Origin of the sequence: Nostoc sp. FACHB-888, assembly GCF_014696655.1 — a bacterium.
Lineage (GTDB): Bacteria > Cyanobacteriota > Cyanobacteriia > Cyanobacteriales > Nostocaceae > Nostoc.
Window position 1 is genome coordinate 64,929 of record NZ_JACJQM010000031.1, and the last position, 18,550, is coordinate 83,478.

Consider the following 18,550-nt stretch of genomic DNA (forward strand, 5'->3'; position numbering starts at 1 on the left):
AGTTAGGAGTTAGGAGTTATGCTATCAGTTGCCACAGTTTTAACTGGTAATGTGATCACAAACTCCGTTCCTTGACCCAGTACAGAGTTGCATATCAGTTTGCCTCCGTGGGTTTCTTCGATAATTTGATGAGCGATCGCAAGTCCTAAACCTGTCCCTTTACCGACAGGTTTAGTCGTAAATAAATGGTCAAATATCTTTTGTTTGACTTCTTTGCTCATTCCTTTACCATTATCAGCAATGATAACTTTTATCCAGTTATTTTCTAAAGAAGTTGTAATTTTAATTCGATTGCAATTAAGCTGGATGTCCTCAAAGGTACGTCCATTATTCGATTCTTCCAAAGCATCAATAGCATTGGCTAAAATATTCATAAATACCTGATTTAATTGACCTGGAAAACATTCAATTTGGGGTAGCTTTTCATAGCTTGTGACTACTTCAATTTCGGGGCGCTGTTCGTTCGCCTTCAGACGATGTTTCAAAATTAAAATTGTGCTATCTATGCCTTGGTGAATATGAAATGGCATTTTGTAATCTCTATCAGCACGTGAAAAAGTGCGGAGACTAGTGCTAATATTTTTCAGCCTGTCACAAGCCATAGACATAGAATCAATCATTTTTGGCAAATCTTTTAAGCTATAATCCAAGTCAATTTCTTCGGCATGGTCAAGAATTTCTCTACTTTTGTTGGGTAAACTTTCTTGATAAAATCTGAGATGTTCAACAATATCGGCAATAGTAGGTTTAGCTTGTTTTAGACTGGCAGCAATAAAACCGAGAGGATTATTCATTTCATGAGCTACGCCAGCAACTAAATTGCCTAGTGCTGACATTTTTTCACTTTGGACTATTTGTAATTGAGCATTTTGTAGATCAATTAGCGCTTGTTGCAAATCAAGCGATTTTTGCTGTAAGGCAAGTTCTAATTGTTTGCGTTCGCTAATATCAATCACTACCCCATCCCATAGGATTGCCCCATCGGCTTGTCGCTCTGGCCGAGCAGCAGATTGAATCCATTTCACGGTTCCTGAAGGCAGGATAATACGCCATTCTTGCTCAAACGGGGTCAAAGTTTCGGCAGAGTGGGCGATCGCTTGTGCAATAGCTGCTTGATCCTCAGGATGATTCATGGTGTAAAGGCTATGTGTCCCTGCCATCACCAACTCTGGCGCTAACCCATACAAGTCGAAACAGCCAGAGCTAACATAGGGTGTTGAAGTTGAACCGTCGGCTGCTAGACGGAATTGGTACACCATACCAGGAATATTATTCGCCAAATTTTGGAAGCGGATTTCACTAGCTTGCAATTTTGCTAGAGATTGTGTTAACTGTTGAGCATACTTCTGGGAATTTTGATAATGTCGCGCGTTTTCCAGAGAAATTGCAGCTTGAGCGCAAAGTAAATTCAGCATTTTAACGCGATCACTGTTAAAGGCTCCGGTTGCCAAATTGTTTTCTAGATACAAAATGCCCAGCAACTTACCCTGATGGAAAATCGGGCAGCACAAGATACTCTTGGGCTGTTGTTGTTGAATATATGGGTCATTAATTAATTGAGGATGCACCCTGGCATCAATAATCACTACTGGTTGTAAGCTGCGTTTGACGGTATTAATTAAGCCAACTGGCACATCAACAGAGTCTTCAATGGGCTGCGGGTTAAGCAACATTGGGTAAAAATCGACGTGAGCAATTTCCTTGTTCTGTGGAGATGTCATACCAAGGGAAAGCTGTGCTAGCGCCTGAATTAGCAAACGATCTGACTCCAAAAGCATGAACACACACTTATCGGCTCCCGCATTTTCAATGGCGATATGCAGTAATACCGAGAGCAGTTTTTCTAGTTCGATTTCGCCAGAAAGGGTTTGAGAAGCTTTGAGAATGGTAGCTAAATCTAAACCAACAGAGACGTTGCTAGTGCTAAAAGTGGCAAAACTGCTGGAGGTGATACTCTCCAATGTGAAAATAGTTTCGTTAGTTGAGAGGGCAGAGGGGGTTTGCTGGAGAATGAGGGCGAGAAGTTGAGGATAGCGTCGTTCCAAGTCGGCAACTTTGGCTTTAGCTCCCCAGCGTGCATAGCCGTAGTAGGCTTGGGTCATGTATTCTTGAGCAATTCGGTTTTTACCCCAGTCGAGGTAAAATTTAGCGGCTAGTTCATTGGCAAGTGCTTCTTCTTGGATGTAGCCGTTTTCTTTGGCTCCAATGATGGCGCGATCATACAAATCTATGGCCTCGGCTTTATTACCTTGTACTCGCTCTCGTTCTGCCTCGACTAAATGAAACTTGTGCAAGAAATTCATCGGTGCATGAGTTGCCCAGTATTTAAGTTTTTCTTGGTTGGTAGCGATGCATTCTTTAATTTGCCTTTGCTGCTCTGGGGCTGAGAGTTGCCCAAACCATGCTAATTGGGCTAAAGACTCATAGAAATGAAAGATTGGAACATATAAAAAAGCCAGGACAGCATCCAAATACTGTCTTGCTTGCCCAGCCTGTTCTGCGGCTTGTTCAAACTCTGAAAACAAATAGGACACAACCAGTTTGTTAATCCACAGCAATGCTAATCCGGTACGATCGCCTGCTGTTTCATGTAATGGCAGTTGATGCTGTTCATTGTAGGCTGCACCGCTCAACACCACCACGTTATCTGCATCCTCCATTAAATTCAGCAGAATTTGTCGAATCATCTGAGAATAAGTCAGAGTTAAATTTTGCTGGAGATGCTTGAGCGCTTCACAATATCCGGCAACTTCCGACTCTAGTTGCGTTAAATTCTGTCCGGCAAAATAGGAGTAAAAACCGTAGTTATACGCAGAGTAGCCCGCGAAAGCCAAATCGCCCACATTTAAACAACTACAATAGGCAATTTGTAAAGGGTGTAATGTCTCACGCAGGTGCATTTTCCAATGCCTTGTGTATACATAGACTAGTGATAAAGTTTTCCCCTTCAATTCGGAATTTTGATAATGTGATAGCAGATCGAGGGCTAACTGACCGTATTCATAACCTAATTCAACCTTGCCGAACACACCACACATCAATATTCCATAAGAGGCATAGCTAAAGGTCGAGGTTGACTCATTGCCATACACAACCGACAGATAAACCTTTTTTAAAACCATTAATAAATACAGCAGTGGCTGATATAGATAAGCGCAGGGTGCTGCTGATGTCAAAATTCGAGCCGCCGCTAGGATGTTCACATCCCTTGCTTGGTTGAAGTTGAGTAACTCGCCGGGTAACCGCTCTCCAATCGCATCTGAAACCGTACTAAAGGCAGCTGCCACATCCTCCTGAGTAGGGGTTGCGGGCAGTTCCACTCCCAATTGCTTTAAAATGGCAAGCGCCGCCCTGATCGCTTGGGTAAATTGACCTTGGGCGGTGAATGCCTCAATCTTCACCTCATAAACGCTGATTTGATCTAATGGAGTTTTGGCATGGTTTAGGACAAGGCAGGCATTGACTGCCATCTGCTCTAAATCACCGCTCAGATAGGCGGCCTCGGTGGCGACTTGGTGGAGTGCTAAGGTCAACTCATACTGATGCTGCCAACTGTTTTGGGCGAGCAACCCAATGCCCACCTGAGCATATTTGCAGGCGGCAGTATAGGCAGTTGCCGCTTTTGCCTTGCGACTTGCCATCAGGTTAAATTGCGCTAATTTTTGACGTTCTGCGGATTGGGCGATTAAGTCAGTCGCAACATTAAGTTGACTAACAATTTCAAAAATGCGTTCTTCCCGGTTGCTTTCGGGGGTGTTAGTTAGAAGTAACTGTCCAATTTTTAGGTGAAAGGATTGTTTTTCATCGGCGGGAATTAGAGAATATGCCGCTTGTTGTACCCGGTCATGTAAAAATCTATATGCAACAAGCTCAGAATTTTCTTGATCAACTAGTTGATGTTCTTCCCCAATATAAAACTTATAAACTTCACTTTGGGGTAAAATAAAACCTTCCTGTAAAGCTTTCCATAAACTTGCAGCCGCTTTGATTTGGGATTTTTCAGAAACGATCGCCAATGTTGCCAAATCAAACTGATTGCCAATACAGGCTGCCAGTTTCAAAATATCTTGAGTGTTGGGTGGCAATTTTTGAAGTTGTTGTGCCATAAATTCCACCACATCATCAGTGAAAGCGATCGCTCTGACTTGCTCTACATTACACTGCCAAAAACCTGCCTCCCAATCAAAAATAATCAGCCCATCTTCATACAGCGCTTTCAAAAACTGAGTCGTGAAAAAGGGATTACCTTTTGCTTTTTGATAAACCAACTCTGTCAACGGCAGTGCTTGTTCAGGTGTGCAACTGAGGGAATCAGCGATTAAATGGTTTATATCTGCTTGACTTAAAGCAGCTATAGTCAAAGTATTGATGCAGGAGGATGTCTTTTGAATTTCATCTAGCGTCAACATGAGTGGATGACTTGTAAACACCTCGTTATCGCGGTATGCACCAATAATGAATAGATAGCCGCAATCACTCTGAGTCATCAACAAGTTCAGCAAACTGAGGGATGCTGAATCTGCCCACTGCAAGTCATCAAGAAACATTACCAATGGATGCTCTCTGGTTGTGAACACCTGAATAAACTTTTGGAACAGCAGATAAAAACGGTTTTGTGCTGCACTACCCGATAGTTCCGCAATCGTCGGCTGTTTGCCGATTATCTGCTCCAGTTCAGGAATCACCTCGATCAGAACTTGCCCATTCTCTCCAACTGCTGCTAAAATCTTGCTCTGCCATTGCTCCAGTCGGATATCGCTTTCACTAAGTAACTGTCCGATCAGATCACGAAAGGCTTGTACAAAAGCAGACAGAGGAATGTTGCGGTTGAACTGATCATATTTACCTTTGATGAAGTAGCCGTTCCACCGGACAATCGGCTTATGCACTTCATTAACGATTGCAGTTTTGCCAATGCCAGAGGAACCTGCCACCAGCATTAGTTCGGAGCCACCATTGGCAACATGACCAAATGCGTCCAGTAACGTTTGCACTTCCGATTCGCGTCCATAGAGTTTTTCGGGTATGAGAAAGCGATCACTGATATCGCGCTGTCCCAAATCAAACCAGGTGTGCTTGCCTGTTTTTTGCCACTGCTCTAGGCAGGTCACTAAGTCATGTTTAAGCCCTATAGCACTCTGATAGCGGTCTTCGGCATTTTTCGCCATCAGTTTACGGATAATCTCGCCCAGCATCAAGGGCAAATCGGGGTTGAAATCGTAGACGAAGGGTGGAAGCTTTGCAATGTGGCAATGCACCAACTCCATTGGTTCATGGGACTTAAAAGGCAATTGCCCGCTTAGTAATTCAAAGAAAGTCACACCTAATGAATAGAAGTCGCTGCGGTAGTCAATGCCCCTGTTCATCCGTCCAGTCTGTTCTGGCGATAAATACGCTAGCGTTCCCTCCAGTCCGTTGGGATTTTGAATCTCTTGGGTTTCTCGTGGTAGAAGCGAGGCAATACTGAAGTCAATCAGCTTGATTTGTTTCGTCTCAGGGTGAATTAAGATGTTGACTGGCTTAATGTCTTTGTGAATGACGCGCTGTTGATGCAACTGGTTTAAAGTGTCAAGCAGTTGTAAAGCAATGGGTAAGAATTGCTCTAATGTCAGTCTTTTTCCTTGGGTAAATTCCCGCAAGGAAATGCCACCAAAGTCTTCTATGACTAGGGCGTAGCCATTGTGATAGGCTTCCAGGCTGTAGGGTTTGATAATGCCGGGAATATCTAGGTTTTTAGCGATCGCATATTGGTTGCAAAACTGTACTAATTCGCTAAAACTTGGGTATTCTCGTTTTAAGAGCTTGATGACAACTGGTAGGCGATCGCATTCTCGTACTGCCCGATACACTTGGGTGCGAGAACCTGAATAAAGCTGTTCTATAATCTGGTAGCCAGCAAGCCTTAAAGTTCCATCAAGTTTTGCGCTCATAAATTTTTACGAGAATTCCTGTGTATTAAGGTTAGAATTCCCTGGACAATCTCTTGCTTAACAAACGTTACAAAACTTGTATTGGGCATTAGAGGCAGTACAGGAGACAGATGCCAGGAAAGCACTTTAGTAGATATGGCGATCGCTTTTTAATCGCTTCCCAAAATAACATCTGAACTCACGTTAACGAGTATTTAATACTCATAAATAAGTCTTTAAATACTCGCAAACCCATGATTACTCTCCCTGCCCCCTACCTCTAAAGTAGAGGCTGTATCCGTAGCAAAGCTGAGAAATCTAGAGAAGCGAGGTGTTGATAAGCCTGATCTATGAAACGCTTGCCTCTGAGAAAACCTGTGTTAGCTCCCGGACAAATGTATCTGAGAGTTTCTGGTGTAAAACGTTCTAATAATAATCGAAGACTGTTAATTTGCCTTGGCCAGTGAAAGGTTTTGGGTGTCCGTAATGGTACTGGTTCACCCTGCTGGTTAGGGACTAAATGGCGACCAGAAAACAATATACCTCCAAGTTGACTGTAGTATAAGCAAGATGAGCCGGGAGAATGACCTGGTGTCCAAATCACTTGTGTTGATGCATCAAGCGTAAATTCTTGTCTAAAGGTAGTTAAGTTTAAACCTGGTAATAAATAAGCTTCTTGCTCTTGAATCAGGACTTCGCAGCCAAAGGTTTGCTGAATTTCAGCAGTTTTGCCAATAGCGCCTCGATGGGTGAGAAATAACCAACGCACGCCTCCATGCGCTCCTAAAAAATCTTGATTTGTTTGGTCTAAGGCAGGGCAGTCGATGAGGATATTGCCTTCATTTCTTACAATAAGATAAGAGGTTCCCCCTAATGTGTCCCGATTGGGTGGAAAAGCAAAAATGCTCTCTTGTGCGAAGTCCGATTGCAGGGAACCTCCGCTAGGAACTTCGTCAGGAAAGACAGCCCGTGGTGGCTTAGTTGTATTACTTGGCACTTGAGGTAAAGGACACATGATAAAAAAGCCGAAACTGAGGAGTTGTGGACAATCTGGTTACAGTGTGGAAATTTTAAAGAACTGAAACTTGAGCGTTAACTAGCACTGTTAACCGTTGTGATTCATGAGGCAGGAGGCAGGAGGCAGAAGGCAGGAGGTAGGAGTAACCCACGTTTAAAAGCGTAGGACTTAGGTTGTAAAAGCTTTATATCTTGCGGCACTTTCTGCTAGAGAGAATTGTTCTTTCTTTTAAAGTGGGTTTTTGACCCAGAACTAAAGTTTTCATTCATAACTCTTTCCTCCTGCCTCCTGCCTGGTTGTTGAGTGTAGTCCAAACACTGCCTCCTGCCTTCTCTTAAAAAATTGGGATTTGAGGTCTACCTTGTAGTTAATGCTATGGTGCTGAGGCTACTGGTTGTGCGTTTTGTCAAAATTACTGAACGATAACATGGCATTTTGGTTTCTGTTTATTCTCCTACTGGGGCTAGCTACTTATCTAATGGTGCAGCACAGCGTCGCTCACATCACCCGGACGCCAGTATGGTTGTTGTGGCTGGTTTTAATGACACCAGCATTTCTGTTAAGTGGATGGACGCTGATATACGGGGCGAAACAACCTCCGCCGTCAGCGCTTATTATTTGGTCGTTATTTATCTCCACACTGTTGTATTGGACGTTATTTCAATGGGGGCGTCGAGCGCCAAGAGATACACAGGCCCAAACCCAAGCCCCAAACTCACAGCCGCCTATCCAGCCTATTGCAGAACCAATAGTGCGTCCCATTGAGCCAACGGAAGAAACTCAACTGCGAAATTGTTTTCCTTGGTCTGTATACTACGTTCAAAATATTGAGTATCGACCACAAGCCGTAATTTGCCGTGGCCAGTTGCGAACTAAAGCCAGCAACGCCTACCAGCAGATTAAGACTAATATTGAAGCACAATTTGGCGATCGCTTCTTGCTGATCTTTCAAGAAGGTTTTAATGGCAAACCTTTCTTTGTGCTGGTTCCTAATACTCAAGCTGCTAAACAGGCAAATACACCACAGCGCGAGCAAGAACGATTAACTCGACCTGGATTAGCACTTCTATTGGTGGTAGCTACTTTGCTAACTACTACTTTGGTGGGTGTGGAAATTGCTGGTGTTTCTCTTCCGCCTCTATGGGAAGTTGGCGCTTTGTTCAAAGTTCTATCTAACCCAGATGTTCTATTCAAGGGATTGCCCTATGCTTTAGGACTAATGACTATTTTGGGCATTCACGAACTTGGGCATTATTTGACGGCTAGATTCTACAAGATTCGCTCGACGTTACCTTACTTTATTCCCATACCTTTCTTCTTGGGAACTTTTGGTGCATTTATTCAGATGCGTAGTCCCATTCCCAACCGCAAAGCTTTATTTGACGTTAGTATCGCTGGGCCACTTGCAGGTTTTATCGTGACTTTGCCATTACTCATATGGGGCTTGGCTCATTCTGACGTGGTTTCTATCAGTGAAAAAACCCGACTTTTAAATCCTGATGCCCTTAATCCCAAGTATTCCATTTTACTAGCGCTACTCTCGAAGTTAGCTTTGGGTAGTCAGTTAACAGCACAATCAGCCCTTGATTTGCATCCAGTTGCAGTAGCTGGTTTTTTGGGACTAATTGTCACAGCGTTAAATTTAATGCCTGTGGGACAACTAGATGGAGGCCACATTGTCCATGCAATGTTTGGACAACGAACTGCGATTGTCATTGGTCAAATTGCTCGTGTGTTGTTGCTATTACTGGCTTTAATCAGAGAAGAATTTTTGGTGTGGGCGATTATCTTATTATTTATGCCATTGATTGATGAACCTGCGCTGAATGATGTCACTGAATTGGATAACAAACGTGACATTTTGGGATTACTGGCAATGGCTTTGCTGATTGTAATTATTTTGCCATTACCACAGGCGATCGCTAACTTTTTGCAAATTTAAAAAGTATCAACGCAGTAAGAAAAATATATCTAAATTTTTCCCAACTATGGAATTAACCATAGCTTGGTATTTTTTTATTGAAAGCAAAAATCGTTTCTGGGCAAACAATTTCTCTGTTTGATGCTATAGCGGTGGGAGCGAAAGAATTAATATAGCGGACTTCGGTGCAATACAATCTGAACCTCACCCCGTATTTGCTTATGCAAATACTCCCCTCTTGTTAGCAAGGAAAGAGGGGTTGGGGGTGAGGTTTAAATAGGAAGAATATGTTGTATTGCAACTAACTCGATACTGAATTAGCCGCCTCGGAAGCCTTCGCAGCAGGTGGAAAGCCACCCATGCGAATCTCAGAAGTGAAGGAAGTGATACTAAATCCACCAAAACTCTTGAGGACATTTGCCCGCATTCGCAAATTGGGGCTAGCAAACCACAAACGCTCTTCTGACCTTATGGTTTCATCTTCTGTAGTTAGGATCAAGGCCCCATCACTGTCAAATTTATAGTGTCCAGCAACTGGGGTTTTCTTGGCATCAACTATTTCCCGGAGTAACTTCCCTTGGCTTGGATTATTCGCATCAGGTACCGAAACTAACACAGTTGAACCACTATGTTTTGTTTGATCCTTTTCCATTGTGCCGTTCCAGGTAATTTTAGTAGCACAAGAAGCGGAGCTAGGATTAATTTCGTACTGTTGACACAGTTTTATCACTTCTGGATCATCTACTGCTAGCGTCTCAATGACGATGTCTGACTTACTATGTTCAGATTGCTTAAAAGCCAAATGTTGACTAGTCCGATGAGAAAACCATTTACCAGCGCTTAACTGAAAAAACTCTTCAATATTCATGAATGAAATTACCCTGCATCAAAATGCTAAAATTCGTACTTAATTATTAAAAGATAGCAGGAGGCTCTAATACTAAGCTTGATTATTTATTTCTTCAAGCTTCTTGAGGCCAATTCTGGCTGCCTCAGCAACGTTGAAATGATTGTCTTTTTCTAAGTATTTTAAAGCTGAGACACTCTTGGGAGTAGGAAGATTCCCCAAGGCTTCTGCCAAACGCTGCCTGACTAACCAATCATCTGATTGGGCGAAGCGCAAGATATTATCGACAGACTCAATGTCTTGAATTTCTCCCAGTGCAGAGATTGCAGCTTGTTGCAACACAACTTCTTTGCTATCCAATGCCTGAATAAGTATTTGATGGGCACGAGGATCTTTAATGTTACCTAGAGAAACAGCTGCACTAAAGCGTACTAGCCAATCCGTATCTTCATAAAATGCCCGTGAAAGTACTTCAAAGGCTCTAGCATCACCCAAATATCCTAAAGCACCGGCGGCATCAGCGCGAATCCCATAATCGGGGTCATTTTCGAGAATTCTTACCAAAATTGAATAACATTCTGGCGTTGGCTTGATTCCAAGGGCAAATATTGCCATCGATCGTAGTTGCAAAGATTCGTCATCTAGTACCTTTTTAATCAAAGGAACAGCATCCTCAGGGGAGGCATGACGCAGATTGGCAAGGGCTACCATGCGATCGCGTAAATTCGGACTTTCTAACTGAGTAGAAATTTCTTGTAAGCTTAGAGCTGCCATTTAGTTCAAAGCGTTTTCTTTACTTATCTTAATTTACCTGATCCGTTCATCAGGCTGTTGCCATAGTGAAGTAGGAGTTTGGCGACTTTACAAAATGGCTCAATTATGATTTAAAAAGAAACAAATGTTAAGCTGTTACGCATTTAACTTGAACATTTACATGAAGGCTGATGACTGATGACCGTTAACCGTTAACCGTCAACAGTTAACCACCGTAAAGAGTGTTTATACTTTTTTAGCGCGCATCAGGTTACTTCTGGCTAGATTGTGTAACGAATTTAGCCCTAAGATGCATATTTAGATTAGCTTTTAAAACGGAGAGGGAGAGATTCGAACTCTCGTAGACGTTTCCACCTAACAGACTTTCCAGGTCTGCGCCTTAAACCACTCGGCCACCTCTCCAGGTGCCACAAGTTACGATCATACTATAGAATCCCAGAAAATGCAAAGATAAAGAAAGATATTTTAGATTGAATCTAAAAGTCCTAATCCCAAAACGCAAATCCAGATGTCCCGTACATACATAATTAGAGTTCGCGATCGCGCCACTGGTCAAACCCACACCCTAGAAGTCCCAGAAGACCGCTACATTTTGCACTCTGGTGAAAAACAAGGGGTAGAACTGCCGTTTTCCTGCCGTAACGGGGCTTGTACCACTTGTGCGGTGAGAGTTTTATCGGGAGAAATTTACCAACCGGAGGCGATCGGATTGTCGCCACATTTACGTCGGCAAGGTTATGCCTTGTTATGTGTGAGTTACCCCCGTTCTGACTTGGAGGTGGAGACACAAGACGAAGATGAAGTCTACGAACTCCAGTTTGGCCAATATTTTGCTAGGGGGAAAGTTAAAGCGGGTTTACCGTTAGATGAGGAATAAACAATTGAATAAGGCAGGGGGCAGGGGGCAAGGGGGAAAATTTTTGATGGTTGTGAGCCTTGGTAACTGGGTGCGAAAAATAGCCATTTTGGCTTGCTTATTGCTCTTGGTAAGTTGCCAAGGTAAAAACCAACTGCCCAATAATGAGGCTCAGGTGAAAGTAGCGCGGGTAGTTAGTGGGCAAAGTTTGGAAGTATTAGGCATGGCTGAACAACCAAATTTGATTTCCCAAGTGCGGTTAGTTGGGATTGATGCACCAGATTTGCGACAGCGGCCTTGGGGGGAAGCAGCAAAAGAACAGTTAGAGAATCTAATTGGTGGTGCAGAACAATCGGTAACCCTAGAGTTTGATTTAGAAGCAAAAGACAAAATCGGGCGAACTTTAGCTTATGTGTGGAAAAATAAGGTGTTGTTGAATGAAGAGTTAGTAAAACAAGGAAATGTGTTGTTTGTTGGGCGATCGCCCAACCACAAATATGACCTGCGTTTAGAACGTGCCCAACAATGGGCTAGGCTCATGGGCCAAGGAATCTGGAACTCAGAAAAACCCATGCGCCTCACTCCCGCCGAGTTTCGCCGCCAAAATCTTTGAAGAATGGGAATGGGGATGAGGGAGACAAGGGGACAAGGCGACAAGGGGAATAACCCATGCCCCATGCCCCATGCCCCATGCCCCATGCCCCATGCCCAGTATCCCAATAACTAATGACTAATCTACAAATTTTTCTAGATATTGCTACTGAAGCGGCATTAGCTGCTGGTGTCATTTTACAAGGTTACTTAGGTAAATTAGAAGACGCAATTATTGAAAAAGGTCGCCCTGGCGATTTAGTTACTGCTGCTGATAAAGCTTCAGAAGAGGTGATTTTAGAAATTTTGCGCCGCCACTTTCCCGATCACTCCATCCTTGCTGAAGAATCAGGGAAGTTAGGTAATCAAGAAAATGAATACCTTTGGGCAATAGATCCCCTAGATGGCACAACCAACTACGCTCATCAATACCCATTTTTTGCAGTTTCCATCGGACTGTTAATTAATGGCGTTCCGCAAGTTGGTGTGATTTATGACCCTTTCCACAATGAGCTATTCCGTGCTGCTGCTGGCTTGGGAGCAACACGTAACCGTCGCCCCATTAAGGTTTCGGTAACATCTGAACTAAGTAAAAGCCTACTAGTGACAGGATTTGCCTACGATCGCCGCGAAACCTCTGATAACAACTACGCAGAATTTAGTCACCTCACCCATCTTACCCAAGGAGTCAGACGTAGCGGTTCCGCCTCGCTAGATTTAGCGTATGTTGCCTGTGGACGTGTCGATGGTTACTGGGAACGAGGGCTTTCTCCTTGGGATATTGCCGCCGGAATAATTTTGTTACAAGAAGCTGGAGGCAAAGTCACCGCTTACGATGGTACTCCCGTCAAAATTGAGTCAGGTAGAATTCTTGCCACAAATAGTTATATTCACGGTTCCCTCAGTAGCGAACTTTTACAAGTTCCACCACTGTCAGCATGAGTGTAGCAGGTGGGGGCTTTCCCCTCTACTTTGGGTAAACTAAAAAGAATCTAACTGCTCCTTTGGTGCAAAACTTCTATATGTCTTTCAAAATAGACCGTGGACTATTTAAATATGATTTCATAGATCATCACGCAGTATTGTGCGTTCCAATAGATGCGGATGCCAAAGAGATTCGGAAACGCTATCTCAAAATTGCCCGTCGCTTACACCCGGACAGTAGTTTTACTGAAAGTGCTGAACAAAAACAGCTAGGGAACGAATTGTTATCAAAGTTAGTAAACCCAGCTTACGAAACACTGTATGGCGATCGCACTCGCACGGAATATATTCTAATTTTGTCGCAAATTGGCAGGCGCTTAGTACAAGAGTCTACTTCGGTAACTCTCAATACTGACTTGGCTAAACAGTTAGCCCAAACGCCTAATCTCGATCATTTCTATAAAAGTGCGATCGCTAAAATCGGCGAAACCCAATACGATTCTTTAGAGCAAGTGCCGCAAGTCATTGCCCAAGTTAGTGAATTGAATTTAGTGTATTTAATGCGGAGTGCAAGCAAACCATCCGCACCGCCGCCACCTGCTCAACCCAAAGTTCAATCAGGTACGCCTCAGCCAAATACACCAAAGAATACACCACCAGAACCAGCGCCACCAAAAGAAGACTCAATTATAGAACAATATGTACGTCGCGCTCAGTCTTTGATTGACAAAAACCAATTTGCCCAAGCCAAAGTAGAGTTGCAAGATGCCCTGAAGCTAGAACCGAAAAATAGTCGCTGCCATAGCTTAATTGCAATGGTGTATTTAAAGCAGAATCAGCTAAAAATGGCGAAAATCCACTTCGATAATGCTCTAAAATTAGACCCCCGTGACGAAACGGCTCTGCAATGGAAACCGAAAATAGATAAAGCTCTAGGACAACAACCTAATGATCATAAGGTGACTTCATCCCCCAATAATGGAGATAAGCAACCAGATAAATCTGGTAGTGGTGGTTTGTTCGGTGGTTTGTTTGGTGGGAAGAAAAAATAATGGTGTATCAACCAGCAGCAGGAGCCAGGGATTTATTGCCCTTGGATGTGGAGAAAAAAAGCTGGATTGAAGATCGGTTACAGCAGGTGTTTCACCGTTGGGGATATCACAGGATTATCACCTCGACTTTAGAGCGTATGGATACCCTGATGGCAGGAGAAGCAATCCAGCGCCAGATGGTGATTCAACTACAACAAAATGGCGAGGATGATGAATTAGGGCTACGTCCAGAATTAACAGCATCCATTGCTCGTACTGTTGTCACTCGGATGGCAAATACAACTTATCCGCAACGGTTGTACTACAACGCTAATGTGTTTCGCCGCACTTGGGAAAGTAGACACAATCGCCAGCAAGAGTTTTATCAAGCTGGGGTGGAATTATTAGGTGCTGGCGGATTGCTGGCGAATGCGGAAGTACTGTTGTTAGTAGCCGATTGTTTAGCAGCACTAGGCTTGCAAGAATGGCATTTGATTTTAGGTGAGGCGGGAATTACGCGATCGCTCTTGAGTGCGTTTCCTGCTAATTTACAGGATAAAGTTCGCAGTGCGATCGCTCATCTTGACCGCATTACCATAGATAGTTTACCCCTAAGTGACAAACTGCGCGATCGCGCCAGAATCATGCTGGATCTGCGAGGCCCCAGTGCGGACGTGTTACAAAAAGTTAGTAGTTTGGATCTAGATGAAGAACAGCGAGAGGCAGTAAATAATCTCAAATCCCTAGTAGAATTACTGGAATCAGAGAAAAAATTTCCCTTAATCCTCGATCTCAGCCTTATCCAAACCATAGATTACTACACTGGTATCGTCTTTGAAGTTGTCAACGATACCGATTCCCAAGCCAGAGTTTTAGGGCGTGGTGGTCGTTATGACCGACTTTTGGGGTTATATCATCCCCAAAGAGAAAACATCCCCGGAATTGGTTTTGGACTCAATATCGAAGATTTATACCAAGTTTTGTTGTCTACTCAGCAATTACCACAAGCAACCCCAGCGAGTAATTGCTTAGTTGTCCCAGAGACAATGAGTGCTAACGCCCCTGCCTTTGCCTACGCGCAAAAGCTCAGAGATTCTACTGATTTGGTGCGGGTAGAAATTGATTTGGGGGGAAGGGATACAGACGCTATTCGCCAATATGCAAGCGATCGCGGCATTGCCCAAATTGCCTGGATTAAACCTGATGGCTCCCCAAAAATAGAATCATTGCGTTAATGGGAATTAGGCATTGGGCATTGGGAATTTTGATTATTTCTCCCTGCCCCCTGCCCCCTGCCCCCCTGCCCTCTTCCCACTCCCCTGCTAGGCTAGAAATAGCCGATACAGAAAAGAGGGAATTGAGAATATGCCGCACACAATTGTTACAGAAGTCTGTGAAGGCGTAGCTGACTGCGTAGATGCTTGTCCAGTAGCTTGTATTCATGATGGGCCAGGCAAGAATGCCAAGGGAACAGATTGGTACTGGATTGACTTTGCCACTTGCATCGACTGTGGTATATGTGTCCAAGTTTGCCCAGTAGAAGGGGCGATTCTTGCAGAAGAACGACCGGAGTTGCAAAAAACTCCTTAATAGTCCATAGTCAACAGTCAATAGTTATGTTTAACTTGACTGTTGACTAATGACTAATGACCAATGACCAATGACCAATGACCAATGACAAATGACTATTTACTAAATGTTCAAAATGTCCACGCTGGATACATCAAAGATGTAGATATCCTGCAAGGTGTAAATTTTCAGGTTGCACCAGGGGAATTGGTAACAGTGATTGGCCCCAACGGTGCTGGTAAATCTACTTTAGCAAAAGCAATTTTTGGGCTTTTGATCCCCCACACAGGCACAATTACTTTCAAAGGTGAAAATATTGTGGGGCTAAAGTCCAATCAAATCGTTCAACGAGGAATGTGCTACGTACCGCAAATCGCCAATGTTTTCCCCTCTCTGAGTGTTGAAGAGAACTTGGAGATGGGCGCGTTTGTGCTTAACGTTCCCCTGAAACCAATCAAAGATAAAATATTTAGTATGTTTCCCAGACTGAGCGATCGCCGTCGTCAACGCGCTGGTACTCTCTCTGGAGGAGAACGCCAGATGCTAGCGATGGGCAAAGCTTTGATGCTAGAACCTAGTTTGCTGATTTTAGATGAACCATCTGCTGCTTTGTCCCCGATTTTGGTGACACAAGTGTTTGAGCAGATTAAACAAATTAATCAGGCGGGAACTGCGATCGTATTAGTGGAACAAAATGCCCGTAAGGCTTTAGAGATGGCCAATCGCGGCTATGTACTGGAGTCGGGACGCGATGCTATCTCAGGCCCTGGTCAAGAACTGTTGAATGATCCTAAAGTGGGTGAGCTCTATCTGGGAGCAGGGAAAAGACATTAATCATCTTTAATCACTCTTGCTCCCATTCAACATAACACCACTTTAAATAAGGAAACTTTGCCAGGCGATAGCGATGCCTAGTTTGGACTGCGCCTACGCTATCTATATAACTAATACAAAAGCTAATAAAAATTCCTGCCACTGCCGCGACCGTCGTTATCCATGCTCAAAGAATTCTCCCTAATAATCGCCTTTCTAATCACATCTACAGCGAGTAGAAAGGCAAAACAGGACATTCATTCAGGAAAAAATGATCAAAATGCAAATTAATCGGATTTGCCAGAACCCCGATTTAACAGGAAGGCGTATTGAACTTCCTATATATAAAGCTCTGCATCACTTTTTGATATACTGCTAAGTCACAACAACTCCTGTAAAGCTTCTCCAGAGGGAACCTGGGGGATTTTTTCATGGTATAAAAACGTCTATGTTTACCCTAATCAAAATTGATTGAGTGCTTTTGGCAATTTGGCATCCAAAATTTTCATGTTGCAGTTTTAATTGATATATCAACAGGGTTACTGGGACATTGAGAAAATTCTACAAGGGATTAATTCCCGTCTCAAAAATCCCACCCAATGGCCAGTTGTTGACGCTCACGCTCTGTAAACTACCTGAAATGGTGGATGCAGTAAACAAGCAGAGCAAAGCGTCATCGCTTCACCACAACTGGCTAGAAATCAAACAGAAAACAAATAGTACAAATGGACTCATACCATTTCATGAAATACCTTATACAGATGTAGGAGCGTACAAATGTACGCTCCTACATTCGATTCATTATGTTGCAAAGATTTTTGGCGGAGATATTAGCATACCAAAGCGATCGCTACCATTTATTTAACTTGAAGCTGCTTTAGTTTATTATTTGCTGATAGTAGTAAATCTTGAGCTTTTAGATAGGCTGTTGTGCCATTTTGCACCTTTTCTAATTGATTAACAATACTTTGCAATTGGCTCAACACTTGATTTCTATCCATATCATCAGCATCAGTAGGAATTGAAGCAAGTAACCTTTCGATTTCTCGTTGCGCCGTCTCCAAAGCTTCCACAGCATCTGCTTCAGATTGCCGCCTTACCTTAACTTGACCTAAATTCGCTTCATAAATTGCTAGTAACTTCTGTGCCTCAGTATAACCCGCCACATCTTTTGAAGAAATTTCTTTGAGCCGCTCAATTGCCTCTATCCACAAATTTTCTATCTGTTGCCATTCAGTTACACTATGCGGCGGATTTTGACCAGCTTTAGCAGCTTGCCACGAAAATTGCCGTGCTGCGGTGATTAAAGCAGTGATGCGATCGTTCCCTGCCGCCAATCCAACAACTTCCTGAAACTCACGCTTATAATTATCTAGTTGATTTTAGACAGTTTTTCCTGCCAGAGTTTGATTAGGAATCTGCTCTAATTGATTCAGCGCCGTTTGCCAAGCAGCTGTTCGAGTCTGCTTATCAGTTACTGTTGCAGCTTGTTCATATTGCTGTTTTGCATTTAACAGGGTCTGCATATTATCGGTAAGCAAAGACTGAGCATTCTTTTCCTGAAAAACCTTAGCTTCTAGCTGTCCAACTTGACTACGGAATGCATTAAAACTGTAGACACTAAAGCGCGAGTTGTACCACCAATATCTGTATTCAGACCAATCATTAACAAAGGAAGTTGGTAACTGATCTAGATGTTTTTGTGCTTCTTGTAGCTTCTGTTCTCCCAAAGCCAAATCAGCAGGACTGGTAGCTTTTTCAATCAATTGTTCAGCTTGCTCGACTGATACCAACGCCTGCCGATAATGATTATCCATGCTGATGTAGCTGGGTAGCAACAAAAAAGGCGCATGGAGCATCACCGGACGGCGAATCACGGGGTAAGGCTGGTTAGCCACCCAAATTACACCAACGGGAATGCCTATAAGTATTGCTATCCAAATAAGTTTACTACCTATACCCCGCTTGGCTTTGCTATGCAGTTGCTGAGAAGATATTTTGAGCGCCTGCCTTTCTAACTCCATTTCATGCTCTAATTTAGCTAGGTTTTTGGGGGTTGCAGATTGTACGCTGGGGGCAGACGGATTTATCTCAGAGCTATTTGGAGAATTTTTACGCAAAAAATCAAAGTTTATTTTGTTTAAAAAAGCCATAAATATAGTCAGTACTATGTTGATTATTCCCAAAACAACACTGAGAGGTTGTTTGAAAAGTGGTTGGCTATGATTTTAGGCACTTATTGATCCCCCCTAACCCCCCTTTTTAAGGGGGGAACCGGAATCAGAGTCCCCCTTTTT

At 43.3% G+C, this 18,550-nt stretch carries 14 protein-coding genes and 1 tRNA gene; 8 read left to right on the plus strand and 7 right to left on the minus strand.

Features of this window, described 5'->3' with window-relative positions; translation table 11 throughout:
* Window positions 1-2: 2 nt before the first annotated feature.
* Together H6G26_RS19800 and H6G26_RS19805 are read right to left on the minus strand one after the other, a co-directional pair.
* Entirely contained in the window at window positions 3-5,930 is a 5,928-nt protein-coding gene (locus H6G26_RS19800) for an ATP-binding sensor histidine kinase (protein ID WP_190730885.1), read from the minus strand.
* Between the two features lie 259 nt (window positions 5,931-6,189).
* Entirely contained in the window at window positions 6,190-6,924 is a 735-nt protein-coding gene (locus tag H6G26_RS19805; protein WP_190730886.1) for an MBL fold metallo-hydrolase, read from the minus strand.
* A gap of 430 nt (window positions 6,925-7,354) precedes the next feature.
* On the opposite strand from H6G26_RS19805, the gene H6G26_RS19810 reads away from it, so the two are divergent.
* Window positions 7,355-8,869: a site-2 protease family protein gene (locus tag H6G26_RS19810; RefSeq protein ID WP_190730887.1), complete on the plus strand. Its 1,515-nt coding sequence runs from the start codon at window positions 7,355-7,357 to the stop codon at window positions 8,867-8,869.
* A gap of 280 nt (window positions 8,870-9,149) precedes the next feature.
* Here the strand turns inward: H6G26_RS19810 and H6G26_RS19815 are convergent, their stop codons facing one another.
* The 3 genes from H6G26_RS19815 to H6G26_RS19825 form a co-directional block, all read right to left on the minus strand.
* On the minus strand, window positions 9,150-9,716 hold the full coding sequence (locus H6G26_RS19815) for a phycobiliprotein lyase (protein WP_190730888.1): 567 nt from the start codon (window positions 9,714-9,716) through the stop codon (window positions 9,150-9,152).
* 72 nt (window positions 9,717-9,788) lie between these two features.
* Window positions 9,789-10,469, minus strand: a complete 681-nt coding sequence (locus H6G26_RS19820; protein ID WP_190730889.1) for a HEAT repeat domain-containing protein — start codon at window positions 10,467-10,469, stop codon at window positions 9,789-9,791.
* A gap of 315 nt (window positions 10,470-10,784) precedes the next feature.
* Window positions 10,785-10,871: transfer RNA gene (locus H6G26_RS19825), tRNA-Ser, on the minus strand.
* A 106-nt stretch (window positions 10,872-10,977) separates the two neighbouring features.
* On the opposite strand from H6G26_RS19825, the gene H6G26_RS19830 reads away from it, so the two are divergent.
* The 7 genes from H6G26_RS19830 to H6G26_RS19860 all read left to right on the plus strand — a co-directional run bounded on the left by H6G26_RS19830 (window position 10,978) and on the right by H6G26_RS19860 (window position 16,274).
* Entirely contained in the window at window positions 10,978-11,346 is a 369-nt protein-coding gene (locus H6G26_RS19830) for a 2Fe-2S iron-sulfur cluster-binding protein (RefSeq protein WP_190730890.1), read from the plus strand.
* Window positions 11,347-11,392: 46 nt separating this feature from the next.
* A complete protein-coding gene (locus tag H6G26_RS19835; RefSeq protein WP_190730891.1) occupies window positions 11,393-11,938 on the plus strand; it encodes a thermonuclease family protein in 546 nt (181 codons plus the stop codon).
* A 113-nt stretch (window positions 11,939-12,051) separates the two neighbouring features.
* Entirely contained in the window at window positions 12,052-12,858 is an 807-nt protein-coding gene (locus H6G26_RS19840) for an inositol monophosphatase family protein (RefSeq protein WP_190730892.1), read from the plus strand.
* A gap of 80 nt (window positions 12,859-12,938) precedes the next feature.
* Complete coding sequence (locus tag H6G26_RS19845; RefSeq protein ID WP_190730893.1) at window positions 12,939-13,892, plus strand: J domain-containing protein; 954 nt, start codon at window positions 12,939-12,941, stop codon at window positions 13,890-13,892.
* Entirely contained in the window at window positions 13,892-15,106 is a 1,215-nt protein-coding gene (locus H6G26_RS19850) for an ATP phosphoribosyltransferase regulatory subunit (RefSeq protein ID WP_190730894.1), read from the plus strand. The genes H6G26_RS19845 and H6G26_RS19850 overlap by 1 nt, the downstream gene beginning before the upstream one ends.
* A gap of 130 nt (window positions 15,107-15,236) precedes the next feature.
* Entirely contained in the window at window positions 15,237-15,461 is a 225-nt protein-coding gene (locus tag H6G26_RS19855; protein WP_190730895.1) for a 4Fe-4S dicluster domain-containing protein, read from the plus strand.
* A gap of 84 nt (window positions 15,462-15,545) precedes the next feature.
* Complete coding sequence (locus H6G26_RS19860; RefSeq protein WP_190730896.1) at window positions 15,546-16,274, plus strand: ABC transporter ATP-binding protein; 729 nt, start codon at window positions 15,546-15,548, stop codon at window positions 16,272-16,274.
* Between the two features lie 836 nt (window positions 16,275-17,110).
* Here the strand turns inward: H6G26_RS19860 and H6G26_RS42700 are convergent.
* A complete protein-coding gene (locus H6G26_RS42700) occupies window positions 17,111-17,590 on the minus strand; it encodes a hypothetical protein (protein WP_242053804.1) in 480 nt (159 codons plus the stop codon).
* Between the two features lie 45 nt (window positions 17,591-17,635).
* Complete coding sequence (locus H6G26_RS42705) at window positions 17,636-18,406, minus strand: hypothetical protein (protein WP_242053806.1); 771 nt, start codon at window positions 18,404-18,406, stop codon at window positions 17,636-17,638.
* Window positions 18,407-18,550: the final 144 nt, after the last annotated feature.